This is a genomic window from Delftia deserti (assembly GCF_042653485.1).
GTDB lineage: Bacteria > Pseudomonadota > Gammaproteobacteria > Burkholderiales > Burkholderiaceae_C > Comamonas > Comamonas acidovorans.
On the sequence record NZ_JBHSIH010000001.1, the window covers coordinates 6,734,776 to 6,761,170 of the forward strand.

General features: G+C 66.0%; 23 protein-coding genes and 2 pseudogenes. 13 read left to right on the plus strand and 12 right to left on the minus strand.

Going from position 1 to position 26,395, the window contains the following annotated elements; translation table 11 throughout:
- The 6 genes from ACFPFG_RS31715 to ACFPFG_RS31740 are packed head-to-tail and all read left to right on the plus strand — an operon-like array spanning position 1 to position 9,666.
- The gene (locus ACFPFG_RS31715) at positions 1-2,928 is read left to right on the plus strand and encodes a DUF4132 domain-containing protein (protein ID WP_380109872.1); all 2,928 of its coding nucleotides are present in this window, start codon (positions 1-3) and stop codon (positions 2,926-2,928) included.
- Positions 2,928-4,052, plus strand: a complete 1,125-nt coding sequence (locus ACFPFG_RS31720) for an ATP-binding protein (protein WP_380109874.1) — start codon at positions 2,928-2,930, stop codon at positions 4,050-4,052. The genes ACFPFG_RS31715 and ACFPFG_RS31720 overlap by 1 nt, the downstream gene beginning before the upstream one ends.
- Positions 4,042-6,444, plus strand: coding sequence for a DUF5682 family protein (locus ACFPFG_RS31725; protein ID WP_380109876.1), 2,403 nt, complete (start codon positions 4,042-4,044; stop codon positions 6,442-6,444). The genes ACFPFG_RS31720 and ACFPFG_RS31725 overlap by 11 nt, the downstream gene beginning before the upstream one ends.
- A gap of 32 nt (positions 6,445-6,476) precedes the next feature.
- Positions 6,477-7,670, plus strand: coding sequence for a VWA domain-containing protein (locus tag ACFPFG_RS31730; protein WP_380109878.1), 1,194 nt, complete (start codon positions 6,477-6,479; stop codon positions 7,668-7,670).
- Complete coding sequence (locus ACFPFG_RS31735; RefSeq protein ID WP_380109881.1) at positions 7,667-9,355, plus strand: SWIM zinc finger family protein; 1,689 nt, start codon at positions 7,667-7,669, stop codon at positions 9,353-9,355. The genes ACFPFG_RS31730 and ACFPFG_RS31735 overlap by 4 nt, the downstream gene beginning before the upstream one ends.
- Positions 9,352-9,666: a hypothetical protein gene (locus tag ACFPFG_RS31740; RefSeq protein WP_380109883.1), complete on the plus strand. Its 315-nt coding sequence runs from the start codon at positions 9,352-9,354 to the stop codon at positions 9,664-9,666. Before ACFPFG_RS31735 ends, ACFPFG_RS31740 begins: the two co-directional genes overlap by 4 nt.
- Here the strand turns inward: ACFPFG_RS31740 and ACFPFG_RS31745 are convergent.
- Entirely contained in the window at positions 9,651-10,478 is an 828-nt protein-coding gene (locus ACFPFG_RS31745; protein ID WP_071956111.1) for an isocitrate lyase/PEP mutase family protein, read from the minus strand. The two genes, ACFPFG_RS31740 and ACFPFG_RS31745, sit on opposite strands and share 16 nt — an antisense overlap.
- A gap of 20 nt (positions 10,479-10,498) precedes the next feature.
- On the minus strand, positions 10,499-11,668 hold the full coding sequence (locus tag ACFPFG_RS31750) for an alpha/beta hydrolase family protein (protein ID WP_380109885.1): 1,170 nt from the start codon (positions 11,666-11,668) through the stop codon (positions 10,499-10,501).
- Positions 11,669-11,768: 100 nt separating this feature from the next.
- On the opposite strand from ACFPFG_RS31750, the gene ACFPFG_RS31755 reads away from it, so the two are divergent.
- Positions 11,769-12,095 carry a 7(1) septoil knot domain-containing protein gene (locus ACFPFG_RS31755; RefSeq protein ID WP_225971107.1) on the plus strand — a complete coding sequence of 109 codons (327 nt, stop codon included), beginning with the start codon at positions 11,769-11,771 and terminating at the stop codon, positions 12,093-12,095.
- 188 nt (positions 12,096-12,283) lie between these two features.
- Here ACFPFG_RS31755 and ACFPFG_RS31760 read toward each other — a convergent pair whose 3' ends face one another.
- Positions 12,284-13,042, minus strand: coding sequence for a hypothetical protein (locus ACFPFG_RS31760; protein ID WP_380109887.1), 759 nt, complete (start codon positions 13,040-13,042; stop codon positions 12,284-12,286).
- Positions 13,043-13,065: 23 nt separating this feature from the next.
- Positions 13,066-13,539: a hypothetical protein gene (locus tag ACFPFG_RS31765; RefSeq protein WP_380109889.1), complete on the minus strand. Its 474-nt coding sequence runs from the start codon at positions 13,537-13,539 to the stop codon at positions 13,066-13,068.
- A gap of 181 nt (positions 13,540-13,720) precedes the next feature.
- On the opposite strand from ACFPFG_RS31765, the gene ACFPFG_RS31770 reads away from it, so the two are divergent.
- Positions 13,721-14,050, plus strand: coding sequence for a hypothetical protein (locus tag ACFPFG_RS31770; protein WP_183018183.1), 330 nt, complete (start codon positions 13,721-13,723; stop codon positions 14,048-14,050).
- A 121-nt stretch (positions 14,051-14,171) separates the two neighbouring features.
- On the opposite strand, the gene ACFPFG_RS31775 is transcribed toward ACFPFG_RS31770, so the two are convergent.
- The 6 genes from ACFPFG_RS31775 to ACFPFG_RS31800 form a co-directional block, all read right to left on the minus strand.
- Complete coding sequence (locus ACFPFG_RS31775; protein WP_380110372.1) at positions 14,172-15,350, minus strand: DUF1501 domain-containing protein; 1,179 nt, start codon at positions 15,348-15,350, stop codon at positions 14,172-14,174.
- A 68-nt stretch (positions 15,351-15,418) separates the two neighbouring features.
- Complete coding sequence (locus ACFPFG_RS31780; RefSeq protein WP_380109891.1) at positions 15,419-16,789, minus strand: DUF1800 domain-containing protein; 1,371 nt, start codon at positions 16,787-16,789, stop codon at positions 15,419-15,421.
- 48 nt (positions 16,790-16,837) lie between these two features.
- Positions 16,838-17,398, minus strand: coding sequence for a periplasmic heavy metal sensor (locus ACFPFG_RS31785; protein WP_380109894.1), 561 nt, complete (start codon positions 17,396-17,398; stop codon positions 16,838-16,840).
- A gap of 2 nt (positions 17,399-17,400) precedes the next feature.
- A complete protein-coding gene (locus ACFPFG_RS31790; RefSeq protein ID WP_183018179.1) occupies positions 17,401-17,928 on the minus strand; it encodes a hypothetical protein in 528 nt (175 codons plus the stop codon).
- Positions 17,925-18,539 (minus strand): RNA polymerase sigma factor, encoded by a 615-nt coding sequence (locus tag ACFPFG_RS31795; protein WP_380109897.1) that lies wholly within the window; start codon positions 18,537-18,539, stop codon positions 17,925-17,927. Before ACFPFG_RS31795 ends, ACFPFG_RS31790 begins: the two co-directional genes overlap by 4 nt.
- Positions 18,540-18,581: 42 nt before the next feature.
- Complete coding sequence (locus tag ACFPFG_RS31800) at positions 18,582-18,845, minus strand: hypothetical protein (protein ID WP_312372099.1); 264 nt, start codon at positions 18,843-18,845, stop codon at positions 18,582-18,584.
- Positions 18,846-19,313: 468 nt separating this feature from the next.
- Between ACFPFG_RS31800 and ACFPFG_RS31805 the strand changes: the two genes are divergently transcribed.
- Positions 19,314-20,168, plus strand: a complete 855-nt coding sequence (locus tag ACFPFG_RS31805; protein WP_380109900.1) for a hypothetical protein — start codon at positions 19,314-19,316, stop codon at positions 20,166-20,168.
- Between the two features lie 236 nt (positions 20,169-20,404).
- Positions 20,405-20,827 (plus strand): annotated as a pseudogene (locus tag ACFPFG_RS31810) (transposase); the annotation flags it as partial.
- A 203-nt stretch (positions 20,828-21,030) separates the two neighbouring features.
- Here ACFPFG_RS31810 and ACFPFG_RS31815 read toward each other — a convergent pair.
- Complete coding sequence (locus ACFPFG_RS31815) at positions 21,031-22,080, minus strand: IS110 family RNA-guided transposase (protein WP_197956682.1); 1,050 nt, start codon at positions 22,078-22,080, stop codon at positions 21,031-21,033.
- Positions 22,081-22,178: 98 nt separating this feature from the next.
- Between ACFPFG_RS31815 and ACFPFG_RS31820 the strand changes: the two are divergent.
- Positions 22,179-23,093: pseudogene (locus tag ACFPFG_RS31820) on the plus strand (IS3 family transposase); the annotation flags it as partial.
- Between the two features lie 520 nt (positions 23,094-23,613).
- Here the strand turns inward: ACFPFG_RS31820 and ACFPFG_RS31825 are convergent.
- A complete protein-coding gene (locus tag ACFPFG_RS31825; protein ID WP_380109903.1) occupies positions 23,614-24,516 on the minus strand; it encodes a LysR family transcriptional regulator in 903 nt (300 codons plus the stop codon).
- Between the two features lie 401 nt (positions 24,517-24,917).
- Here ACFPFG_RS31825 and ACFPFG_RS31830 point away from each other — a divergent pair, with 401 nt between their 5' ends.
- Complete coding sequence (locus ACFPFG_RS31830; protein ID WP_380109905.1) at positions 24,918-25,832, plus strand: WYL domain-containing transcriptional regulator; 915 nt, start codon at positions 24,918-24,920, stop codon at positions 25,830-25,832.
- A gap of 62 nt (positions 25,833-25,894) precedes the next feature.
- A complete protein-coding gene (locus tag ACFPFG_RS31835) occupies positions 25,895-26,395 on the plus strand; it encodes a BrxE family protein (protein ID WP_201789296.1) in 501 nt (166 codons plus the stop codon).

Consider the following 26,395-nt stretch of genomic DNA (forward strand, 5'->3'; position numbering starts at 1 on the left):
ATGAACTCTTCGACCCTAGAACACACCGACCAGGCCACGCTGGAGGAACTGAGCGCCTCGCTGCCGCCCGCCGAGCTGGTCCAGGTGCTGGCCAGCCGCATGCGCGCGGGCCGGCATGACGAAGTGGGCGCCTTCACGCGCAATGCCTTCGACGACTATTCCAACCCCATCCGCGCCCTGGGCAACTTCGATCTGCCCTGGACCCATGACCATGACCTGTGGCTGGCCTTCGCGCGGCAGACCATCCCCTTCGGGCGCAGGATCGACGGCAGCCTGGACGGCGACATTCCGCGCCACAGTCCCGAGCTTGCGGCCGAGTTCGAGCAGATGGCGCGCGCCAGCCTGGCCCGTCCACCTGCGCCGGACGGCGACAACGACTACCGTGAAATCCGCATCCTGGACATGTTCGGCTGGCTCTGGTACCCGGGCATCAGCCGCGAACGGGTGATGCAGCTGCTGGACTGGGCCGCGGAGCTGAACGTCCAGTCCGGCGCCAGGTATGACAGAGCCGACTGGAAGCTGCTGCTGGGCAGCCTGGAAGACCAGGACCTGATGGAGCTGGCCGAGCGCGGCGGCGCGCTCTATGCCGACATCCGCGATGTCTACATGACGCGGCACAGCGACGTTCCGCACCCGCAGCGCTGCGCGCCCTGGTACGACTTCTACCGCCGCCATCCCGACTGGTTCGACGACAAGCCCATCAACGAAGACCCGGGCCTGATCGCGCTGCGCTGGGACCTGGGCGCCGACGCCCAGCGGCGGCTGGAACTGGTCAACCTGCTGCTGGGCAGGGCGGACCGCGAGCCGGCTGATTACTTCATCCCCATATTCGACCGCCTGGTGCGGGAGGATGCCGCGCCCTTCGTCGCCTGGATCGAAGGATGGCAGCCCAAGTACCACTTCGATGCGGTGGTCGCCCGCCAGATCTGGACGGCACGCTACCCGGAGCTTTTGCCCCATCTGCTGCGCTGCATATTGCAGGTATCGCGGATCGAGCCCTTCATCGGCCTGCTCAACCAGATGCTGACCGAGCAGCCCGACTATCTGCGCGAGATTCCCACCGTGCGCCTGGCCCCGCTGCTGGCGCAGCTGGACCCGTCCATGCTGCATGCCCGGCTGCCCCTGCTGGGCGAACTGCTGGCGGCCAGCAGCTCGCGGGCGCTGCGCGAAGCGGTGGCGCGCTTCATGCAAGGGCTGGATGCGCAGGCCGTAGGCGCTGCCTTCGAGTCCAACGCCTGGCTGCAGCGGCGCGAGAAGGCGATGCAGCTGGCCTGCCGTGACATCCTGCTGGCCCACCCCGATCCCGGGGTCGCACCGCTGCTGCAGGCGCTGCTGCGCACGGGCCTGGACCTGGGCTCCGAAAGCATGGTCGAGGGCCGGCTGCTGGCCCTGGGTGTCCCAGTGCCGGGCGCTCTGATCGTGGCGCAGGGTGAGGGGGGCCGGGTCCTACTCGATGCGCTGGAGGCCCGCGTGGCGCGCTTCAAGCGCTTTTCCAGCAGCATCAAGGCCTACGACCAGCCCGAGACCCTGGCCCTGTTCGCGCCGCTGTCCGAGCATGCGGCCCGCACCGTGCTGCATCTGGTGGCCACAGCCGAGGAAGAGCTGCCGCCGCTGGTGGAGCAGTTGCTGGCCCATGTGCCGGCCGAAAGCCGCGCCCAGCTGTCCCTGCACCTGGTCAATGCCTGGGTGGCCCTGGAGGGCGAGCCCAAGGCGCGCTGGGCGCTGCGACTGGCCACCGGCCATGTCGATGACCGCCTGGTGCAGACCCTGGTGGCCGCCGTGAAGGCCTGGGGCTGGAGCAAGAAGCTGCGCGCCATCATCGCCGTGGAGCAGCTCGGTGCGCTGGACACGCTGTACGCGCTGTCCCAGGTCCAGACCCTGTCCACCTCGCGCAAGCTCAAGGACCTGGTGATTGAAGCCACGCATGACGCGCTCAAGGCGGCCGCCCAGCGGCGCGGCCTGAGCCTGATCGAGCTGTATGACGAGCTGACGCCCGATTTCGGCCTGGGCGGCGACGGCCTGGTGCTGGAGGTGGGCCCGCAGCGCTACCGCCTGCAGCTGCAGGGCGACCTGAGCCTGCGCGTGGTGGGCGACAAGGGCAAGGCCTCCAAGACCCTGCCTGCGCTCAAGGACGAATCGCTGCGCCTGCAGTGGAATGCGGCCCAGGCCGAATTCAAGACCGTTGCCGCTGGCGTCAAGGCCATCGCCAGGCAGCAGGTGCCGCGCCTGGGTACCGCCTTCATGACGGGCCAGCGCTGGTCCGTCCCGCGCTGGCGCAGATTGTTCCTGCAGCATCCCCTGCTGCGCATCGTGGGCCGCAGCCTGATCTGGCGGCTGGAGCAGGGCGCCAGCTTTCGCATTGCCGAGGACTTTTCCCTGCTCGACGCCGCCGACGATGCCGTGGAGCTGCCCGACGATGCGCAGGTGCTGCTCTGGCATCCGGTCGATGCCGCAGCGGGCGAGCTTGAGGCCTGGCGCACCTGCCTGGCCGACTACGAGCTGCAGCCGCTGATCGACCAGCTGAACGCAGGCGCACAACTGCCCGACGCCGGGCAGTGGAAGAACCATGCCCTGCACCCCGCCGGCCCGCTGCAGATACGCCAGGGCGCTCTGTCCGGCCTGCTGGCCAAGTGGAACTACCGCCCCGGCCCCGTGGGGGACGGCCCCGGCATCTACGAGCACAAGCTGGACCTGGCAGGCCCGCAGCTGTACATCGAACTCCACCACGGGCGCTACCTGCCGTTCATGGACCTGGACAACCGCGTGGACATCACCCATGCCGTGGTCTATGACAGCAGCCATCGCGGCGAGGATGGCCGCTGGCCCCGGCTGCAGCCGCAGCAGTGGCCGCGCGCACTGCAGGCCACGCTGATGGCGCAGTTCGCGGCCATCGCCGCCAAATCGGCCAGCACCAAAGAGAGCGACTGATGGCCACCAAACGCATTGCAGCGGCCACCCCGGAGCCTGCCGCCCAGCGGCTGCCGGCCGAGATGGCCCACGCCCGGGAACTCGCGGCCCTGCAGGCCGCCGACCAGGGCCCGCGCCCCGACGGCTGGCGCCTGAGCCCGCACTCCGTGCGGAGCTTCATCCTGGGCGGCCCGGCCCCGGATGGCGGTAGCCCGGACATCGCCCGCAAGATCCACGGCAACGATGCCCTGGTCGAGCGCGCCATCGTCACCCTGGCCGGCCAGCGCGGCCTGATGCTGGTGGGCGAGCCGGGCACGGCCAAGTCCCTGCTGTCCGAGCTGCTGGCCGCCGCCATCAGCGGCGACAGCAAGCTCACCGTGCAGGGCGGTGCCGGCGTGGTGGAGGAGCAGATCCGCTATGGCTGGAACTACGCCCTGCTGCTGCGCGACGGCCCCGGCCCCGAAGCCCTGGTGCCCGGCCCGCTGCACCGCGCCATGGGGGAAGGGCGGCTGCTGCGTTTCGAGGAAATCACGCGCTGCTCCACCGAAGTGCAGGACTGCATGGTGCCCGTGCTCTCCGAGCGGCTGCTGCAGATTCCCGAACTCAAGCACGAGCAGCCCTGGCTGCTGGCACGGCCGGGCTTCAATGTGATTGCCACGGCCAACCTGCGCGATCGCGGCGTCAACGAGATGTCGGCCGCACTCAAGCGCCGCTTCAACTTCGAGGCCATGCGCCCGCTCGAAGGCGTGGCCGCGCAGGCCACGCTGATAGGGCAGGAGGTGGGCCGCGCACTGGCGCAGCAGCGCATCGGCACCACCGTGGCGCCCGATGTGCTGGCCCTGCTGGCCACGGCCTTCCAGGAGCTGCGCAGCGGCAGCGTGGAGGGCACGGCCGTGGAGCGGCCGGGCACCGTGCTGTCCACGGCCGAGGCCATCGACGTGGCCTTCAACGCCGCCTGCCAGTGCTGGTACTTCGGGCAGGAGCAGGTGGGACCGGCCCACCTGGCGCGCCACCTGCTGGGCACGGTGATCAAGGACGACGACGAGGACCGGCGCCGTTTCGCCGAATACCTGCGCGTGGTGGCACGCCAGCGCGCAGGGCAGCCGCAGTGGCAGGACTTTGTCGCAGGCGGCCGTGAGCACTGACGCTGCCGCCTGGCTGGCGCCGCTGCCGCAGCTGCGCCTGGTGCCCGTGCGCCACCACAGCCCGCGCTGCGCCCACCACCTGCGCGCGCTGATGCGCGAGTTCAAGCCCACCCACGTGCTGATCGAAGGCCCGGGCGAGCTCGATGCCCTGCTGCCCGCGCTGCAGCACGCCCAGGCACGTCCCCCGCTGGCCGCCTACCTGCATGCGGCCATGGCCAGGCCCGGCGCGGCCGAGCAAGACTGGCGCTGCCGTTGCTACGTGCCCTTTGCCGCCTTCTCGCCCGAATGGGTGGCCCTGCGCGAGGCGGCGCGGCTGCGCAGCGCCGTGCGCTTCATCGACCTGCCCTATGCCGACAGGCTGGCGCAGGCCGCGCAGCTGGACTACTTCGCCTGCGCGCCCGAACCCCTGCTGGCCGACGGGCCCGCGCGGCGCGCGCCCGACGTGCTGGCCGGCCTCATCCAGGCCAGCGGCTGCCGCGACTTCGACGAATGGTGGGACCGGCATTACGAATCAGGCAACGAGGACGCCTCGCCCCAGGCGTACTTTGCCGGCGTGCTGGCCTTCAGCCAGCTGTTGCGCGAGCGCGAGCAGGGCGCGGGCGGCAGCGGCATGGATGCCGAGGACGTGGCCCGTGAGGCCCACATGGCCGTCCAGGTCAGCGCGGCCCTGGCCGAAGGCGGGCGCTGCCTGGTGGTCTGCGGCGGCTTCCATGTGCCCGGCATCGTTGCCGGCCTCTCGGCCCCCGCCCGGCCTGCGGACGCCAGGCCCACCATCGATGTGGGCGTGCACCTCATCGCCTACACGCTGCAGCGGCTGGAGCGCGCCAGCGGCTACGCGGCCGGCATGCCCATGCCCGGCTACTACCAGGGCGTTTGGCAGGCGCTTGAGCAGGGCGCTTCGCAACCCGATGCCCAGGCCTGGCCCGAGATGGCGGCGCGCACCGTGAACGGCCTGCGCGCCCGGGGCATGCCCGCCAGCCTGCCTGACGCGGCAGAGGCCGTGCGCCTGGCCCATGGCCTGGCCGCCTTGCGCGCCTGCCGCGGCGGCCGGGCCGAGCTGCTGGAGGCGCTGGACAGCGCCGTGTTCAAGGAGCATGCCCAGGCCCTGCGACCGCAGCCTACGGTGCAGCAGACCGGGCAGCAGACTGGTCAATGGCTGCTGGACTCCGACGACTACGGCCAGTTGCCGCCCAACGCGCCGGCCGCCCCGCTGCTGGTCGATGTGCAGGCCTTCTGCCTGCGCCACCGCCTGCCCGTGCGGCCTGCCGCACCCGTGCGCAAGGAGCTGGACATCTACCGCAGCGCGCGCCACCGCCGGCTGTCGCAGGGGCTGCACCGCCTGTGCTACCTGGGCGTGCCCTATGCGCAGCGCCTGGCCGGGCCGGACTTCGTGGCGGGCACGGGCCTGGCGCGTGTGCGCGAGGTCTGGACGCTGGGCTGGCAGGTCGAGACCACGGTCGCCCTGACCGAGGCCATGTGCCATGGCTCCAGCCTGGAGGAAGCCGCGGTGCACCTCGTGCGCGAGCGCCTGGCGCAGACGGCCCACGCGGAGCCCGCGCAGCGCGTGCTGGAGGTGCTGGTCATGGGGCTGGACGGCATCGCCCAGCAGGTGCTGGACACCGTGCAGGCCTGGATGGAGCGCAGCCACGACGCGCTGGCCCTGGCCCGCGCCACGGGCTGCCTGGCCCTGGCCTACGAGGCCCGCCATGCGCTGGGCGGCGTGGGTCTGGCGCGCCTGCTGCCGCTGCTGCGGCGCTGCTTTGCCCAGGCCTGCCTGCGCCTGCCCTGGCTGGGCGAGGGCGATGCATCCCAGCAGGCACAGGCCCTGGATGCCCTGGCCGATCTGCACGGCATGGTCTGCCGCCACGCGCCCTGGGCCGACGCCGGCCTGTTCCACGATGCCTGTAGCGCCTTGCATGAGGCAGGAATCGATACCACGCCCGCGCGCGTGCGCGGCGCCACGGCCGGCATTCTGAGCATGGCCGGCCGCTGGCAGATTGCGCAGACCGATGCCGCCCTGCGCGCCATGCTGGGCCTGGCGCAGGTCGATGGCGCCGCCATGGGCGAATACCTGCAGGGCTTTTTGCGCGTGGCCAAGGGCTGGCTGCTCAGCCATCCGCCGCTGCTGCGCCTGCTCAGCGACGGCATTGCGCACTGGCCGGAAGACGCCTTCCTGGCCGGCCTGCCCGCCTTGCGGCTGGCCTTTGCCCAGCTGACCCGTGCCGAACTGCGGCAGCTGGCCGGGCGGCTGGCCGATCTGTCGGGCGCGGCCACGCCACGCGGCGCAACCACGCTGGCCTGCGTGCACCTGCCATCGGACGAGGCCCTGGCGCACAGCCGCGCCTTGGCGGCCCAGGTGGGCCGGCTGCTGCAACCCTGGGGACTGTCATGAGCCGGGAAGATCCGCCAATGCACGAGCCGCCAATGCAGGAACAGGCAATCGATGCCGCCACCCTGCGGCGCTGGCGCCTCATCCTCGGGCCCGAGGCCGCCCAGCCCCTGGCTGCGGCGCAGCCGCTCGATGCCAGCGATGCGCGCCGCGACGCGGCACTGGACTATCTCTACCAGCGCGAGCATCGCCTGCGCGAGCAGGCGGACGCCTCGGGCACCGATGTATGGCAGGGCGGGGGCGGGCAGTCCGGGCGCCACGGCGGCAGGGACATGCCGGAGCCGCAGGCCGTGCACTGGCTGGGCGAGGTGCGCGATCTGTTCCCGCGCAGCGCCGTGGAAACGCTGCAGCGCGACGCGCTGTCGCGCTATGGACTCCATGGCCTGCTCAGTGATCCCCAGGTCCTGGTCGAGGCCGCGCCCAGCATCGGACTGGTGGCCGCCTTGATGGCGGTGCGCGCCAGCCTGCCCCCCGAGGTGCTGGTCGAGGCCCGCCGGCTGGTGGCGCGCGTGGTGGCCGATCTGCAGGCGCGGCTGTCCTCGCGCGTGCACTCGGCCCTGGGGCGGCGGCGCAGGCGCCGCAGTAGCCGGGGCCAGGGGCAGATGAGCGATCTGGACTGGCCGCGCACCCTGCGCCACAACCTGCGCCACTATCAGAGCGAGGAGCAGGTGCTGGTGCTGGAGCGCCTGTTCTTCAGGGAGAACCAAGCACAGCGCCTGGCCTGGGACCTGTGGCTGGTGGTGGACCAGAGCGGGTCCATGCATGAATCCGTCATCCACAGCGCCGTCATGGGCAGCATCTTTGCGCGCGTGCGCGCCCTGCGCACCCATGTGCTGCTGTTCTCCGATGCGGTGGCCGATGTCACCGGCCAGCTGCATGCGCCCGAAGAGCTGCTGCTGGGCGCGCAACTGGGCGGGGGCACCAACATCGGCGCGGCACTGGCGCATGTGGCCGGGCAGCTTGCCGCGCCGCGCCGCAGCGTGATCGTGCTGATCACCGACCTGTACGAAGGCCATGACGAGGCCCGCGTCATCGCCGAGGCCGGGCGGCTGATCGCCAGTGGCGCCCGCGTGCTGGTGCTGGCCGCGCTGGACCGCCGCGCCCACCCCGACTATGACCGCGACCTGGCCGCGCAGCTGGTGGCGCGCGGCGCTCAGGTTGCCGCCATGACGCCCGACCATCTGGTGGATTGGCTGGCCGGGGCCATGCAGGGAGGGCGATCCTCATGATGCAGGAATGGCTGCGCACCCTGGACGATGACGCCATTGCCGACTGGGCCAGCAAGGGCCTGCTCAAGCGCGGGGCCAAGGCCCTGGCGGCGGTGGATGCAGGGCAGTGGGAATTGGCGGCCAGCCAGGCCCGCGCCGGCATCGAAGGCCATGTCCAGACCCTGGCCGGCGCGGGCTTTGCCACGCTGCAATGCAGCTGCCCCGCCTTTGGCCCCTGCCACCATCTGTGCGCCTTGCTGCTGGGCCTGCGGGCGCGGCTGGCCCACGAGACCCCGGCCGATGGCATGGCCCAGGCGCCCGCTGCCCCGTGGCTCGACGGCGATGCCGGCGCCGTGGCCCAGGCCTTTGGCATGGGCGCCCAGCGCAAGGCCCTGCGCTGGATGGCCCAGGGCTTCGAGGCGGTGCTGGAAGAGGCCCCGGCCACGCTGATCGGCGAACTGTCCAACCCCGACGAAGTCACCGTGCGCCTGCCGCGCGCCGGTGGCCTGGCAGCGGCCAGTTGCAGCTGCAAGGCAGCGGCCTGCGCCCACCGTGCCCTGGTGGCATTGCAGGCCCGGCGCCTGGCGGGCGCACCCGTGCCGCAGCTGCCGGCGCATGCGCTGGAAGCTGGCGCACTGCAGCGGCTGGCCCAGGCCCGCCAATGGCTGACCGGCTGGGTGCTGCAGGGTCGTGCAGGCATGAGCCCGGCCTTCCTCGACCAGGGCGAGGCACTGGCCACCGAACTGCGCCAGGCCGACCTGCCGCGCCCTGCCAGCGTGCTCAACCTGCTGGTACGCGCCTTGCGTGACGAGCGCGCAGGGCGTGCCGGTGCAGCCGAACGCGTGGCGCCCTTGCTGGCCGCGCTGTGGATGCTGCTGCGCGGCCTGGCGCAACAGCCCATGCCACGGCCCCTGAGCGAACTGGCGGGCGTGCACAGGCGCAGCTACCGGCGCGTGCAAGGCCTTTGCCTGCACGCCGTGGCAGCCGAGCTATGGCATGCGCGCGGCGGGCAGCGCGGGTTTTCCGTGCATTTGCAGGATGCGGCCAGCGGTCGGTATCTGACATGGTCCGCATCGCGCGCCGAAGGCTTCGACCCGGAGTGGGAACCGGCCAGGGCGCTGGACTCGGAAACCCTGGGTGGCCTCACTGCAAGGCAGTTGCTGCAAGGTCCCCATGTGCTGCTGGACGGCTGGGCCAGCGACGATGGCCGCCTGTCGGCGCGCGACGCCACGCGGCTGGCGCCGGCCCAGGCGACCGGCCCGCTGCCGATCCAGGCGACCGGCCCGCTGCCGGGGGCCGACGATCCCCAGGCCCTGCTGCAGCGCCATCTGCAGGATCTGCATGCCGATCCCTGGCGTCAGCAGCCGCCCCTTTGGGCACGGCTGCAGGTGGCCGGCAGCGGCCTGGCGCAGCGGGACGAGCTGCTGCAGCGCTGGACGATTGCGTTGCAGTCGCCGGCGCCCGGGCCTTCCCTGTCCCTGGTGGGCGATCTGCACGGCATGCAGGGCAGGGCGGGTGATGCATTGCGCAGGGAACTGGCGCGCGGCCGCGTGCTGCGGGAAGTCTTTGGCCGCGTGGCGATCGCGGCAGGGCAGTTGCAGATCGCCGTGGCTTCCGTGCGCTGGCAGGACAGCGCGCACTGGCACCATCCCAGCACGGCCTGGCCGCCGCCGCTTGCCGAAGTCGGTGTGGAGAAGACGCCATGAGCAATTCAAGCAAAGCAAGCAACGAGAGCACCACCGCGCCGCTGCGCCATTGGCTGGCACAAGGCCAGGTCTGGCTGGCCGATATGCAGGCCGCAGGCCTGGCAGGGGCGGGCATGCCGCTGCTGGCCGCCGGCCGCGCCTGGGCCGACGAGGGCGCGCTGCTGGGCTGGGGCGCCCTGGCAAGGCAGATGGACGGCGTGCTGGACCCGCAGCTGCCGCCGGCGGAGCGCGCGTCCGCCCTGCTAGATATCGCGGTCTGGGTCATGACCGCGCAGCGGCTGCAGGCCGGTGCGGATCAGTCCTTGCCCTGAAAAAAGCCATTGAGTTCGGCGCCCGGCGTGGCCTGGGCGAACGCGTCGAAGCGCCCTGTCTCGGCAATGGAGCGCGCCGCATGCAGAAAACCGCCCCAGGCCGCGCGCGCCAGTGCGCCGCCCACGCTGATGCGGCGCACGCCCATGGCCTCGGCATCCTGCAGGCTCCATTCGCTGGCCCCTCCGATCAGCAGATTCACCGGCTTGGGTGCCACGGCCGCCACCACGGCGCGGATCTGCTCGGCGCTGCGGATGCCGGGTGCGTACAGGCAGTCCGCGCCGGCCTCGGCATAGGCCTTGAGCCGGGCAATGGTGTCGTCCAGATCGGGCCGGCCCACGAAGAAATTCTCTGCACGCCCGACCAGCAAGGTGCCGCCACCGGCCTCGTCGATGGCGGCACGGGCGGCGCGCAGCCGGGCCACGGCTTCCTCGATGCTGCGCAAGGGGTTGGCTGCATCGCCCGTCGAGTCTTCGATGGACAGGCCCGCCACGCCGGTGTCCACGGCCATGCGCACGCTTTCGGCAACCTCCTGCGGACCCAGGCCGAAGCCGCTTTCAAAGTCCGCATTCACGGGCAGATCGGTGGCCGCGACCAGGCTGCGCAGATGCTCCAGCGTCATCTCGCGGGAGATGGCGCCATCGGGCTGGCCCAGCGACCAGGCATGGCCCGAGCTGGTGCTGGCCAGCGCCTTGAAGCCCAGGCCCTGCAGCATGCGGGCGCTGCCCGCATCCCAGGGATTGGGCAGCACAAAGCAGCCCTGGCGGTGCAGGGCGTGGAAGGTGGCGCGCTTTTGTTCGGTGGTGGGGGTCATGGGGGCACTCCGTTGCAGGGTCAGGGCGCTGGTGGAAACAGCAGGGGCCGGGCCGCCAGGGACGGCAGCACGCAAGCCACATCATGGGCGCAGTCCGGCACCACGACGAAGCGGCGTGGCCGCTGCGGCGCCAGCAGCTCGCGCTCGTAGGCCGCGAAGGCGTGGCCTCGCTGCAGCCGGAACGGGCCTTGCAGCATGGCGGCACAGGACTTGTCGAGGATGGGATAGAACGCGCCCTTGTCCGCGCTGCTGTCCAGGGCGCCTTCCAGGTAGTCGATCTGCGCGGCCGCATAGCGGGCCCGCGCGGCAGCCGCATCGCGCCCCAGGTGGCCGGGCAGGTCCTGCAGGCCGTACTTCCAGCGGTCATGGCCCGGGCAGGCGCTGGCTGCGGGCGGCGCATGGAAGACAAAGCTGCACGCCCCCGGAAACGCCGCGCCTGTGCCGCAGGCTGCCCAGTCGGTACTCTGCCCGGCCATCTGCGGCTGTGGCCGCACGGGATCGACATACAGCCAGGTGCCCGGGTCGGCGATCACGTAGCGCAAGGTCACGGAGCCCGGCGCATCGGCAGCAAAGGCCACGCTGTGCTGCAGCATCTGCGCTCCTGCCGAAAACCCCGCCAGGGTCACGCTGCGCAGGCCGGGCCAGCGCTGCACGAGCTCGGCCACCAGCGCATCCAGCGCGGCGAAAGAACCTATCGGATGCGGCCCCAGCGAGGGCTCGCCGGCCAGCCAGCCTGCGCAGGTCCATGCCGCGTCTGCGCTCCCGGCTGCGGGCACGCCACGGCTGTGGCAATGCGCAGCCTGGTCCTCGGGCACCTGGTACAGCGGGGCGATGACCAGGGTGTCCTGCAGCCGCTGCGCGCCTTCGGCGGCCCGCAGGCCGGCCTCGAAGCTGCGGTTGGCATCGCGCGGATGCCCGTGCATCACCACCAGCGCGGACCGGGGCATGGCGCCGTTGCTGGCCCCCGGCGCCTGCGATGCGTAGTAGCGCATGCGCCCCGCGTCGCCCGGCAGGTTGAAGGACTGCAGGCAGGCGGTGTCGGCCCGGTGCCTGCAAACGGAGGCATCGGCGGATGCAGCGGCGGACGCAGCGGCGGTGACAGGTTCGGGAGCTGGCGCTTGCGCCAGCGCCTCGACCGATATCGCCAGAAACAGCAACAGCAGGGAGCGCAGAGGACGGATGGACGGCATGTGCGGGACGTCATTCGCAGGGGTGGGTCGGCCTGCTAGTATGCGGGCGGCCGCAAGCCATGGCCTGGCTTGTTTCTCAAGATCCACTCCCTTGTCGCATATGCCACTTCTGCCGCGTTTCAGCCTTGTCCTTGCCTGTCTCGCACTGCCGGCCTTCGTTCACGCCGCAGACTTCGACAAGAAAAACTGCACCTACAAAGGCATCCGCCTCTACGGCAAGGTCCAGATAGTGCACTCCTTTCCCGACATCAAGGTCCAGGCCACCAGCTCTTTCCCGGACCTCAAGGTCAAGGTGGTGGACTCCTTTGCAGACAGTTGCGGGGAGTGGAAGATCGTCACCTCCTTCCCCGACTTCAAGGTCCAGATGGTCAGCTCCTTCCCGGACCTGAAAGTCGACATGGGCAGCTCGTCGCCCGGCGTGCGATAGCACCCTGTTGCCGCTCCCCCCCGGGCGCGTCCCCTGTCAAGCGATTGCCGCACCGTGAACCCATCCAGTTGACCGCACCGCCGTCGATGCCTTGCTGAGCGCATCGGGCGATTCGAACTTCTGCTGACCCGGGCCAAAGTCGCTTTCAGAATCTGCAGTCGCGCAAGGATCTTTGGCCGCAGCCAGGGTCAGTGCCTGTTCAACTGCGGGAACAGCCGGTGGGCGAGCGCCCAGTTCACCGGCGGCGTTCCGCGGCCTGCAGACAAAGGCCAGACAGGATCGGCTCGATGCGACATGCCTGAGAACGCATCCTCTTGCATCTTGATGCGTTGCAGGAAGCCGTGGAAATGGAATGCGCCCGTGTACTCGGGGATGGACGCGTTGGTGACGACACCCAGCTCCGCCAGAATTCTCAGACACCACAGCCGGGATGCATTGTTGCTTCCTCTCAATATCTTGGCTTGCGAAATTTGCTTGAGCAACTCGGTCGTTGACGTCGCGGGATCAATGGAGTCAATGGTCGTGAGCAGCAATCTGAGCACTTGCACCTGGGCCGGCTGATATTCGAGGCGGATATTCGTCACATCTTCAAGATCGATCAGATGGCTGTGACTGGGCTCTGTGGCGCAACGGCCGGCGTTGGCGAAATCGCTGATCTGATCGTTGCGGCTGATCTTGTCGGTGTGCAGGATTCCGCAGACGGCGCAGGGTACCTCCGTCTCCTGTGCGTAGTAGCGGTTGTGAGCGGCATAGTCGAATCGCTCCCAGTCATGGGCAGGAAGCTGGGAGGCCGAGTAATACGCCATGAGGGGTGTCATTGCACGGCGTACCCCCGTTGCGAGGCTGGCAATGAACAATTCGGTCACTCGGTCACGCAGGGTGTTTTGCGTCACCAGCTCGCGAAGCCTTTTGACGCTTGCGTCATGTCGGAAAATTTCTGTGTCCATGGTCTCCATTCCTGTCACTGGCACTATGCCCGGATGGGCGCATGCAGCCTAACTTTGAAGCCTTCCGCGATGCTGTAGCGAGGAATGCCGTGCCCCTCATACCGCCGCATCAGACCAAGAAAGCGGTGCTCGAGCTGCATGGCCGCGCTGAACTCCTCCCAGCCGATCAGCGCACAGGGTGAGTCGCCGTAGGTACTGCAGATGCGCACCTGGCGCTGGTCCGGCTCCATCTGCGCCCAGCCGTCCTCACGCAGGCTGACGGCGCGCACCTGAGGATTGCGCAGGTCCAGAAGCGCGACGAGATAGGGCAGGTCCAGGTCGTTGAGCCAGTGGTAGTTGAAGAAGTGGTGCATCACGTCCAGTGCATCGGGCGAGCCCCTGGCTTCGAGATCCATGTGCATGCGTGCGATGCCATTGCAGACGCTCATGCCCCGCACGCGCACGGCGCTCAGCTGGATGTCTTCGGTGGTGTTCTCGCAAGAGAGGGTGTGCTGCATGCTGCCTGGTGAGGTGGGACGGATACGGTGCTTGCCAATGTAGCGTGCACGGCCCCGGATGGACGATGGACTTGCTTGATCCGTGACGGATTGGCCTTGGCCGTGCGTTGAAGTGGTGTGGCAAGCCGACATCGGCCTTCTGCAAGCAACGTCCGTCCACATCCTTTCAAGGAGAAACACCATGTCCCTGCGCAAAGCCTTCATGCTCGTCATTGCCACTGCTTCGTTGGCCGGCCTCGGCAGCGCCGCGTCCGCCGCCACCTGGGAGCATACCCATCCGCGCCGCGCCGAGGTCAACGGCCGCCTGGCCAACCAGGACCGCCGCATCCACAACGAAGTGCGCAAGGGCGAGATCAGCCATGGCCAGGCGGCTGCGCTGCACCAGCAGGACCACAAGATCCGCCAGGAAGAACGCCTCATGGCCAGCCAGAACGGCGGTCATATCACGCGCAGCGAGCAGCATGTGCTGAACCAGCAGGAGAACCAGGTCAGCCGTGAGATCGGCCACTGAGCAGGCACTGAGCAGCCACTGAGCTGCCACCGGTCAGATCTCGCCAGATCTTGCGCACATGACACAAGGGCCGGCCGCCCTGAGGCGCCGGCCCTTTTTCATGTTGGCGCGCGGCCCGCGTTCAGGCTCTCAGCAATGGCGGCAGCGACCGCGCCGGGGCACCGCCTGGCAGGGCGTGGCCTTGGGGGAACAGGCTGCGCGCCAGCCGCTGCGGGTCGATGCCGAAGCACTCGCCGGCTGCCGAGGCAATCAGCGCATCGACGCTGGTGGTCGGCTTCAGGTCCCGGTTCTCCAATAGCTGGCCGGTCTGCAGGCCAGGCCAGTCGGCCAGCACGCGGCCGCCCTGAACCGCGCCGCCCATCAGCATGGCGACGGCGCCTGTTCCGTGGTCGGTGCCACCGGTGCCGTTGGCCGCAGCCGTGCGGCCGAACTCGGTGGCCACCAGCACCACGGTCTGCGACCAGGCTTCGCCGAGGCCGTCATGCAGCGCCGCAATCAGTGCATCGAGGTTCTTGAGCTGGGCTGCCAGCCGGTTGTTTTGTGCACTGTGCGTGTCCCAGCCGCCGGTTTCGATCATGGCGATGCGCGGCCCGTCCTGGCGGGCAAGAAAGCCGGCTGCCAGCTTGCCCAGGCTGGCGCCATCCAGGCGCGGCCGGTTGTTGCCACCGTCCATGGCCACGCCGCGCGTGTCCATGGCGGAAGTCCAGAGAGCATGCAGCTGCGCATCGCCCTCGTAGAGCCTGGCCACGCGCAGCAGCAGGTCGTCACTGGCCTGGGGCAGGGAGGAAGGCGCGTAGGAGGCCACTTCCGCCGGCCCGCGCAGCGCCATGGGCACGGTGGGCGCGAAGGCAATGGCCTCTTGCCGGTGCGGCAACCGGGTGACCAGGCGGTTGAGCCAGCCGTCCTTGACCTGGTAGGGCGCGCTGCCTCCGGTTTCCAGTACGTTCTGGCCGTCGAAATGAGAGCGGTCACTGTAGGGCGATGCGACCGCGTGCACGAACAGCGCCTGGCCCTGGGCGTAGAGCCTGCCGGTCTCGGCCAATGAGGGATGCAGCGCGAACATGCCGTCCAGCCGCGTGGCCGCAGCCGTGTCCACGGCGATGGCGCCGCGCAGCCGGGCGTAGCCGGGGTCGGCATAGGGAATCAGGGTCTCCAGCCCGTCGGCCGCGCCGCGCTGGATGATGAACACGAAGCGGCGCTCGGTGGCTGCACGCGCCAGCGCCAGGTGGGGCGCGGCCAGTGCCAGCCCGGTGCCTGCGGCCAGCAGGCCAAGGAGATGTCGGCGATTGCGCCTGGTCATCGTGCTGGCCGCGATCGCCGTGCTGGTCGCGATGTTCGTGGCGGTCGTATGGATCGTGGTCATGGTGTTCACCTGCGCAGGAAGTCGGGCGAGACCAGCAGCAGCGCGAGTGCGCCGCTGCCGCTTTCGGAGCGGGCAATGGCCTCGGCCGTGCCCGCGCCCAGTGCATCGCCGGGCAGCAATCGGGGTGCCAGCGCGCGCGCATCGACGCTGTTGCCGGCCTGGGCTGCGAGCCGCTGCGCCAGCTCGACACGGCGCACCAGCGCATCGGGCGCAGCCCAGCTGGCGGCGATGTCGTCGTAGCCGGCCGGCGAGCCGGGGCGCCACACCGGCTGGCCGAGCTGGTTGAGCAGGCCGGCGGCCTGGGCACCCTTCAACTCGCGCCGGCCCAGTGCGCGCATTGAGGAGACGGCCCATTCCCAGGGGGTCTTGAACTTCGTGGCTGGCGCGGCCCAGGGTTCTGGCGAATCGATCAGCGTGCGGTAGACGGCTGGCAGGTCCCCGCCGCTGCGCTGGTAGGCGGCCGCAAGGCGCTGCACCAGCGCGGGCGGCGGATCGTCGGCGACGAAGTGCCGTGCCAGCTTGGTCGCGACATGGAGCGCGGTAGCGGGGGAGGCCGCCAGGTCGCGCAGGATGGCCAGCGCCTGCTCCTGCCCGCCTGCGGCATAGCTGCGGCCCAGCAGGCGGCGCGGACCGGGCTCGTGCAATGCCGGGCGGTACTGGAAGCCGGCGCTGGCGGCCGGGCTGCCTGCGTCATTGCCCAGACTCCAGCCGGTGAGCGCGCGGGCGAATTCGGTCACGTCCTGCTGGGTGTAGCCGCTGCGCACGCCCAGGGTGTGCAGCTCCATGATTTCCCGCGCCAGGTTTTCGTTCAGGCCGCGTGCCTTGTCCGGGTTGCGCCGGGCAGCGCGCTGTGCGGCGGGGCTGGCGGGGCCCACCGACTGGGCCTGGTCCAGATAGACCAGCATGGCCGGGTGGCGCACGGCGGCAAGCAACAGGTCCTCGAAGCGGCCCAGCACGTGCGGGCGTATGGCCTCGGCCTCGTAGGCGCCGGCCAGGTCGAGCACCACGGGCTTTTCCACCGAGACAGCGAAGTGGTTCGACCAGAAATGCACCAGGCGTTCCACAAACGGCGCGGGTGTGTCGATGGCGCTGGACAGGCGCGCGTTCACTGCGTCCAGGTAGCCGTTGCGTGCGCCACGGCGCAACTGCTGGCGGGCGGCGGCGCGCTCGCCTTCAGGCAGGGAGCGCAGCTCGCGCTGCCGGGACTGGTAGTCGGACAGCAGCGCGTCCGTGTCCGTGTGACCGGCCCAGGCAGGGGGCTGTGGCTGGTAGCGCGCGAACTGCTCCAGCAGCCAGCGCTGAGGGTCGGCGGGCAGCGCTTCGTCAGGGCGGGCGCCCAGGCCGAAGCGGTTCAGGGCGATGGCGGCAGAATTCATTGCTTCACCTCGAAAAATCGCGGGCGGGGCAGGCGTGTCCTGTGCTCCTCAGCGCTTGGCCGGGGATGCGGGCACATGGAAGGGGCCTTGCTGCGCTGCCAGTCCCTGCACCAGTGTCTGTCGCTCGGCCAGCGTGAGCTGGGCCGCGAAGTCGACCACGTGCGCCTCCACGCGCTCGCGCACCGCCGTGTCGGCGGCCCGGGTGCGTGCCAATGCAGCCTCGACGGCAGCGCGATCGAACTGAGGCGCAGCCAGCAGGCGAACCACTTCGGCGCGGCCTTCGCGGCTGCCTTGGGTCAGCGCAGCAGCCTCGCGCCGCACTTCACGCAGTCCTGTGCGGAAGGCCTGGCGCCGCTCGGGCGGCAGGCCGTCTGCGGCAAAGCGCAGTCCGCGCGCAGTGGCCGGGGGGGGGCCTGCCTGTGCTCCGGTGGGTGTTCCTGTCTGCGTGGTCGTGGCTGCTACCGATCTGGCCTCGGCCTGGTGTGTCCACCAGCGCCAGGTGCCACCGGCAATGCCGCCCACCAGAAACAGATTCAGCAGGGCAGAGGCCCACAGCCAGCGGCGCAGGTGCGTCGTGCGGGGGGCATCGCCGATGGGGGATTCGTTCATCGTCATTCCTCGCTTCCTTCCACCAAGGCGCCGCCCGTGTCGAAGGCGGTACCTGGCCACCAGCCGCCCTCGGACTGTGCCGGCCGCGCCGTGGGCAAGGCCGTGCCTATCAGCAAGGCCACGGCCACGGCACCTGCGGCCACACCGGCCAGGCCCGCACCGGCGATGCTGGCGCCGGACCACCAGCCATGCCAGGGCTTGCGACCGCTGGCGCGCACCGGCCGTGCGGGCGCAGTACCACGGGGCTGCGGCCATGCATGCGGCGATGGTTGGCCTGGCGCAGTCGCCATGCCTGGGCGAGCTTGCAAACCGGCCAGCACCGCGCTTGCCAGCGCTGCGCTGGGGGGAGCGACGGCATGGCTGTCGAGCAGCCTGTCGAGTTCATTCGCACGGGCGAGCAAGGACCGGGCCGCAGGCGCAAAGGCCGGCTGTTCCATCAGCGCGCGTGCCGCAGCCTGCTCTTGTGCGGGCCAGTGCCGCAGGTCGGCGCCCCAGGCGTCGGCCAATTGTTCAAAGCGTTCTGGCGTCATGGCGGTGATCCTCCAGGGTCTGCGGGTGCGGCGATTGCGCTTGTGCTCGTGCTTGCGTCCTGCAGGCGGGCGCGCAAGCTGCGCCGCGCGCGGGCCAGCAGGCTTTCCAGGGCGTCCACGGAGACGCCCATGAGTGCTGCCGCCTCGGCCTGGGGCAGCGCCTGGTAGTAGTGCAGCACCAGCGCCTCGCGCTGGCGCGGCGGCAGTGCATCCAGGGCGACGGCGACCCGGGCGCTGTGCTGCGCGTGGTCCAGCTGCTGCTCCGGTGTGGGGCCGGGGTCGGCGAAGGTGGCGGCTTCGGCGTGCTCGTCCAGCGCTTCTTCGCGCCGCACCGCGCGCCGGCGGAGCCGGTCGCGGCACAGGTTGAGCAGCACCTCATGCAGCCAGGTGTCGAAGCGGGCCTGGCCCGGCCGCCAGTGGCCAACCTGCTGCCAGGCGCGCACCAGGCCTTCCTGCGCCACCTCTTCGGCCTCGGCCCGGCTGCCCAGCAGGCGCTGGGCCAGACCGAGCATGCGTGGCAGCTTGCGCGCCACCAGTTCGCGGGCGGCCTGCGGCTCACCGCGGGCCAGTCTCGCCAGCAGGTCGGCATCCGGGTCATCGATTTCAGCCAAAGGGCATCGGTGTAGTGGCGGGGTCAGCCGGTGTCGTGCGGCTCAACGCCAGCCGCGATGCCAGCCGTAGACCGGATGGTGCCAGCCCCAGCCGTAGCGCGGGTGGTACTGCCACACGAAGCCGACGCTGGGCATCGGATAGGCCGGCGCCACGTAGGCGACGCCCGGCGGCACCACATAGGGGCCGGGCGCAACGGGCGCAACAGGCGCTACCACGCAGCCGGCCAGTGCGGCCAGGCTGCCGGCGGCAAGCGCCAGCGCAAGCGGACGCAAAGCGCGGCGAACAGTCAAACGGGATGAGGACATGAAAGACTCCTGCATCGGCCACATCAGGCGGCCTTATTGCGTTCAACGCGCGGGCAGCGCAGATCCGTCGCGGGGGAGCAAAAATGTCGCGGAGAAACAGCGGGGGAGGGCTCGGCGGGAAAGAGGTCGGGCCCGCGCGGAAGGCGGTCCGTGGGATATCAGTGGCGGATGTACATCCGGGACTGATGGAATTCGCTCCAGGAAATCTGGAGCGGGCGAAGGGAAGAAATCCCAAAACACCCGTAACCCATTGATTTCAAAAGAATATTTAACGAAAACTTGATGGGTTTTGTTAACAAAGTGGTGACACTTACGACAAGCTTTAAATTATATCACAAAAAATGTGGCAATGTTTGAAACGAATATTTCCAAGGTCGTTTATTCGGGCTTACCGAATGAATGACCTCTCGAAGAGTAATATTAAATTACGTTTATTTACTATAGCGAGCTTTTAAAAATATTGATTATATGCCATATATTACAAAAAACACCTTATATAAAATTGTTTCAGAAATAGATTTAAAAAAAGAACCCAGTCCAACTAAGTCGAGATTAGAAGGTAAAAATCTAACTCTACTTAGCAAAAGAGAGCTTCAACGACTTGCTTTAATTACTGAAATTCTTGGCTCAGAATATATCCCGGTTGATAGATTTTTTCTAAAATTAAAGAGACCAGAAGATAGTTATAGCCACATTCACCCTGAAAGAGTCCCTTCATATCATTCGGATAGAATGTGTTCTGCACTCACACGAGAATATGAGAATTATGAGATTCCAGTCGAGGTTAGAGAGCAAGGGGCAGCGTCAGTCAAGAAGTTTAGAAAATTTTTTCATGAAAACATTCAATTATTTCAAGAAAATAGAACCGATTTTTACGTTAAAGCGAAACAAGAGTTTCATTTAAAGAAAGTGCTAACAAACCGCGACATGGTAGAAATCAAAACGCCAAACAGCGGTAGAGGTGCTATTCAAGATTTCAATATTTCGCATTTGGAGCATGATTTAGACGAAGAGATAGCAAAGGCTGAAGTCTATAAAAACACAAGTAACATACATCGTCTGACAATAAATATGTATGGAAATCTATTCAACCCAGAGATTAATGATGAAGAACAAAAAAACATTTTAATCAAATGGAGTGGTTTGAAAAAAGAAATAAAAAGAAAATACATTACCTTTAGCATGATAAAAAATAACCCAGATATAAATCTGGATGGGAATTTTTTGGATGTCTTGGGTTTAAATCGCTGCTCATATTGCCACAACGATAAGGTTGATTTAGATTTCTCCTCAATTTTACATGAAGAGCAGAAATCTTTTTAGATGTCTGAATCAATGGAATACTTGGGGTTGTTTGTGAAGGTGCAGGGGTGCGATGTATGACCCCCAGAGCCTGAACCATGCGAAGGTGGTCAGCCTCGTCTGTTGCCTCGTAGATACCGTTTTTGATATCAATACGGTACTTCTGGAGCTTTGCCTCTGGTTCCAGTGAGATAGCCCCCTGATTCCCCGACCCCGTCCTATCGCTTATCTTTGAAGATAGGAACAGGACTGTGCATATGACTAGGCATACGGAGTCAATCGAGGTAGTCGTGAAGGACCAGCGCCGCAGGCGCTGGTCCCTCGCAGAGAAGGCGGCGCTGGTGCGCCGAACCTACGAACCAAGCATGAGCGTATCGCTCGTCGCTCGCCAGGAGGGGGTCTCGGCTGGACTGTTGTTTCAGTGGCGCAAGCTCGAACGGCAAGGTGCTTTGACCGCCGTCTCCGCTGGCGAGGCCGTCGTGCCCGCATCCGAACTGGCGGCTGCCCGCGCGGAAATCGCCAAGCTGCAGCGCGTGCTCGGCAAGAAAACCTTGGAGAACGAAATCCTCAAGGAAGCTGTGGAGTACGCCGCAGAAAGAAATGTATGGTCCGCCTCGCATTTGCCAAGCACTTTCTCTCGGACGAAGGCAGTTTGCACAAATGTATCCGGCCTCTCGCGAGTGGGCTGCGGTTGCAGCCAGGCCATGATGAGATCCGCACGCATCGTTCCCAATAAGTGGACCGGGTTGGAACACCCGTTTTTTTTGTCGGGCTTACGCTGCGTCGATCGACTGTTTCGTCATCAATCCAGAGCTCAGCAAACTTCGGAAAGCAGAAGTGAGATTAATCGTTTGGTGAAAGGGTCAGATGCGGGCTTCATCGGTCAGGTAACCAACTGAGGGACTCGGCGCTCGTAGAGCGCACCCGGTTTGGTCAGGACCACCCACGCAATGCGCGCCAGCTTGTTGGCCAGTGCGACCACCATCTTGTTGTGATGCAGTCGTCCTTCAAGCGCCTCGATCCACAGTCCCAGCCGGTCCTTCGTTCGGTCAAGGTGCATGCTGCAGGATCGTGCACCGTGGATAAGGAGCTTGCGTACGTAGGAGTTTCCGCGCTTGCTGATACCTGTCAGGTGCGTCTTACCGCCGGTCGAGTACTGCGCCGGAGTCAGCCCAAGCCAGGCGCTCAAGTCGCGTGCTGTCTTGAAGTGGCGCGCGTCGCCAACGGCAGCGACGAGTGCGGTGGCAGTCAGTTGCCCCACGCCAGGAATCGTCGCCAAGCGCCGTGCGATGTCGGACGCATCGGCCTGTGCATTGATTTTGCGTGTGAATTGCGCGATCCGATCTTCAAGCGTGGAGAGTTCCTGTGCGAGATCGACCAGCAATTCGCGCATGCCGGGCGTCAGGTCATTGCTCTCGTCGCTCAGCACGGGCGGCAAGGCAACCTTGAATGCCCCAACCCCATTGCGCATGGCGACGCCGTACTCTAAGCAAAAGGCTCGCATCTGGTTGATGAGTCGTGTGCGCGTGCTCACCAGGAGATCGCGGCTGTGGTGCAGTGCCTGCAGGTCAACCTGATCGCATTGTTTGATCTGCACGAAGCGCATGGTAGGCCGGGTAATAGCTTCCGCGATGACTGCGGCATCGATGGTGTCGTTCTTGTTCGACTTCACATAGGGCTTGACGAATTGCGCCGGCACGATACGCACTTGATGGCCGAGGGCCTGAAGCTTACGAGCAAGCCACTGAGAGCCTGGACATGCCTCCATGCCGACGAGTGCGGCGGGTATATTGATGAAGAACCGGATGATGCTGGCACGGTTGAGCTTGGCACGCTTGATCGGATTGCCGGTGTGGTCAAGCCCAACCACGTGGAACCAAGTCTTGCCGAGATCGATTCCATAGGTGACGGCGGTGCATTGCTGGTTGCTCATGACGGTCTCCTGCAGTGGATGGTGGCGGTTCGCGCTTTGTACTCCCGCACAAGCACGATGGCGAGCTGTGGGGAGGAGCGAGGCGGACCATCTCATTAGTGGATTGCGCGCTCGCCCTTGTTGCCCGGGGACGACCAGTGAAGACGGTCTGCCGGACGATGGGGCTGGCGCGCTCGCATGTGCGCGACCTGCTTGGGCGCGGTGAAGGCTGGGCCGATGGCCGCAGCCATCGCACACCCAGCGACGACGCCGGGCTGCTCGCCGAACTGCGCCAGCAAATTGCCGACTTGCCCAGCTATGGCTACCGACGTGCCTGTGCCTTGGTGAACCGCCAGCGTGCGGCACGGGGCGCCCCGAGGGTCAATGCCAAACGCGTCTATCGCGTCATGGCACAAGCCGCTCTGCTGCTGCCCAAGGCGCCTCGCCGGCGCCAGTCCGCACGCACGCATGAGGGCCGTGTTGCGGTCTCGCGCAGCGACCTTCGACGGTGCTCCGATGGTCTGGAAATCAAGTGCGATTCGGGTCAAACCGTGACGGCCGCCTTCGCCAAGGACTGCTGCGACCGTGAGGTGCTGGCCTGGCGTGCATGGGAGGGCAAGGGGCTGCCAGGCGAGCCGGTTCGCGAGATGCTCGTCGAGGCCGTCGAACGCCGATTCGGCTCGGTCGAAGCGGTCCCGCAGGGACAGGAGTTGGAGTTCCTCAGTGACAACGGCGGTGCCTACATCGCCGCCGAAACGAGGGCGCTGGCGCGCGCTCTGGGCCTGAAGCCCATCAACACGCCCGTCTGCAGCCCGCAGAGCAACGGCATGGCCGAGAGCTTCGTCAACACCTTCAAGCGCGACTATGTGGCGCGCATGGACCTGAGTGACGCGCAGACGGTACTGGCACAACTGCCAGCGGCCTTCGAGCACTTCAACGAGGTGCATCCGCATTCTTCGCTGAAAATGCGTTCACCTCGGGAGTTCAGGCGGCAACAGGCTGCAGAGGCTGACCAGCTGCTTTATTGCGAATAGGGTGGGGTCGGGAATACGGGGGCAACATCACCAGAAGATGGGCAAATTGCCCAAGGGTTGACTTAGTTGGTGGCATAGCTGTTACTCGTTGCAACTCATGAGAGAGATTGAACTGTAAAGCCAGAACCCTAGCCAACTCGGGGTTCTTGGTGTTGAGGCTTTGCCTTGTGGACTTGAGCCGTCCTAGATGGTCTCTGTAGTAGATACGGAGACAGAAGACACCGAAACGGTTTGTTGTGAGCCGTGGAACTTTTATCACTAGTGACACCAAGTAGTGACACCGATCAATTTTTTTGCTAAAAATTCTTAAAAATCAAAGACTTATGAGTCTTGGAGCGGGCGAAGGGAACAAATCCGCGCATCCAACCCATTGATTAAAAATGGATTTTACCGGTTTGGCACTCTGCAACCGGCCAGTCAGTGTACCAGTTCCAGCCATCTGGCAACAGACGTGTGTCCACCGCAGTCTACCTACAGCTACTGGAAGCCATGGCTGGTCCATCGGGCACATTGGCCTCACTCACTTACTTGCTGCGCTGCCGCCTTGCGAGCGCAGGCGGGCAATGAACCGCTCCAAGGACGGGGACAACGTGTCATTGCTCGGGCGCAGCAGGTAGGTATTGATCACAGCCGAATCCACCGCCAATGGCCGAGCAACCACATCAGTGCGCTGACTGGTTGCCATCCTTGCCGCCGTGGTAAACCCAATGCCGTAGCCTGCTCCGACCAGCGTAAGCATCATGTCCAAGGACGACGCGTGCTCGACAATCTTTGGCTCCCGCTCCAAAGGTCGCAGAAGACGTGTCAGCTCGCGGCAGTAGCCCTCGCACACCTGCGGATCACACAGGATCAACGGGTGCTCTCCGAGCTTGTGAAGCGGTATCTCTTTATGGGCAAGCAATTCGTGGCGGATCGGCATGGCGATCACCAATGGGTCTTGCCAGATCGGTTCGGCACATATGCCATCGCCAACTTCGGCCGTGTGAGCGAACCCTATCGTGAAATCGCCGGACCGCAGCCCACGCAACTGCTCAGCCAGCGGGACTTCGGACAGCCGCACCTCAATCTCGGGCTCATCCTCACGGCAATGTGCGAGGAACGCAGACAGCCGCTGATCGGCTGCGCCATCGGATATGGCGATGCGTAGGCTGCCTTGTTGACCGGCCGCGATGGCCCGGACGTTTTCTCTGGCCTGGTCCAGAACAGTGAAAAGTCTGCGGATATCCAGCAAAAAGGCAGCGCCTGCCGGAGTCAGCCGAGTTCCGCGTCGATCCCTGTCGAAAAGGCTGACCCCCAGTTCGTCTTCCAGCTCCTTGATGGCTCGGGACAGAGGCGGCTGCTCGATATGCAGCCGCTCGGCGGCTCGGGTGAAATGCAGCTCTTCGGCCAGTGCCGTAAAACAACGAAGATGTCGCAACTCCATGCAGGGCATGCCTCCCGGATCGTGTAGTGAAGTCCTGAAAATGAAGTGACCATCTCGCCATCCTGCTTGGCCACCTTCATCAGCCCCCCCCCAACAGCCATTGGTCGTCTGGGTTGCCACTCAAAAATGCCGAGCGATGCACGCTTCGCTTCGATGGCAGGCGCACCGGCAGCTCACGTCAAGGCAGTGCAGCACAAAGAGACAAGCCCCCTCACGAGCATGCTTGATCGGGCTCCTCAGCGACTTCAGCCATGTCAGATCACTCATTTCACATCAAAATGGTCATCATAATGCAGCATATAAACAAAACAACATAGATTGATAGACGACTTCCAACGCAGACTATATACTTTCTGCAACAATCTATACAAGCATTCGCTAACCCAAACGAGCCAACCAGGATGTCCCACGAAAAGCTTGCAGATCTAACCCAGCCACAGCGCGACCGGCTCGCGTTCGTGGAACTGCGCGTGCGCTTCATTGGGGAGATGCGTCGCCAGGACTTGGTCACGCGGTTTGGCATTCAGTCCGCCGCAGCATCCAGGGACTTGGCTCTGTACAAAGAGCTGGCTCCCGGCAACATCGAATACGACGCCAAAGGCAAGTCCTACGTACTGGGGCCTAGCTTTCAGCCCATCTTCGACTTCCCGCCAGAGCGGGTGCTCTCATGGCTGACTCAGGGCTTCGGGGATGGCGAGCCAATGCGGCTCAAGGCATGGGTCGCCAGTGAAAGCCCGTCCCGGCTCACTCATCCTGACTTGGACATCCTGGCGCATGTGACCCGGGCAATCCACCAGGAAGGCCCGCTGAGCATCGAATACCACTCGATCTCAAGTGATCGCACAGAGCGGGAGATCGTCCCGTTTGCGTTGATCGACAACGGTCTGCGCTGGCACGTTCGCGCTTTCGATCGCAAGTCCCAGGATTTTCGGGACTTCGTCATCACCCGGATCAAACGTCCCGTCATCCTCAAGGACCAGTCGGTGGCTCCCCATGAGATGAGCGATCAAGACATTCAGTGGACCCGGATCGTCGAACTGGAACTGGTGCCCCATCCAGATCAGCCCCGGCCCGAAATCACCGAGATGGACTACGGCATGCAGGGTGGCGCGCTGCACATGAAGCTGCGGGCCGCCACGGCCGGCTACATCCTGCGCAAGTGGAGTGTGGACTGTTCCCCTGACCACAGCCTGCGCGGCCCTGAGTATCGGCTCTGGTTGAAAGACCATCTCGCCATTTATGGCGTGCGCAATGCAGTGCTGGCGCCGGGGTATGCATCCGCAGAAGGTGCTGAAGCGGGAGTCGCTTTTGACTGATCAAGAAATACTCTGCCTCTACGGCGCAGCCTCAGCAGAGCAAACGAATGATGAGAAATGAGATGAAAGAATCCTACCTAACGACATTGCTACAGATGAGGATGCTTGTCGGCTTCCTTGGCGAGCGTGCTCAGTGTGCCTGGTGGCCGACGGCATTCTATGAGGCATCAAGCAAGCTTTTCCTTGAGCCTGTTTTTTCAAAGACGAGTCGTCTCGCTCAGTATCACGGCGTGCTGGAAGCAGCACGACGATTGCACGACGATCATTTGAGCGTGGGCAGCTACCACCTGTTCCGGTTGCCCGAAGAGGTCGAGCAAGACCTACACGCGACCGTGCAAAGCAGCGTAGGAGAAGAACTTGCCAACCAGGCGCTACAGAGCAAAGAAGCGGCGCTGGATGCGTTGAAGCAATTGGCGGCAACTGGCGGCACGTCAAGCGTCGGTCCAACGGTGGTCGGGAACATCAAGGATCTCGATTCCACCGACACGCTGAAGGCCATCGCTGCCGCCTACTTATCGGCTTTCACCCAAAACGCCAAAACCTATCCGTATTTGGCGGGGTAA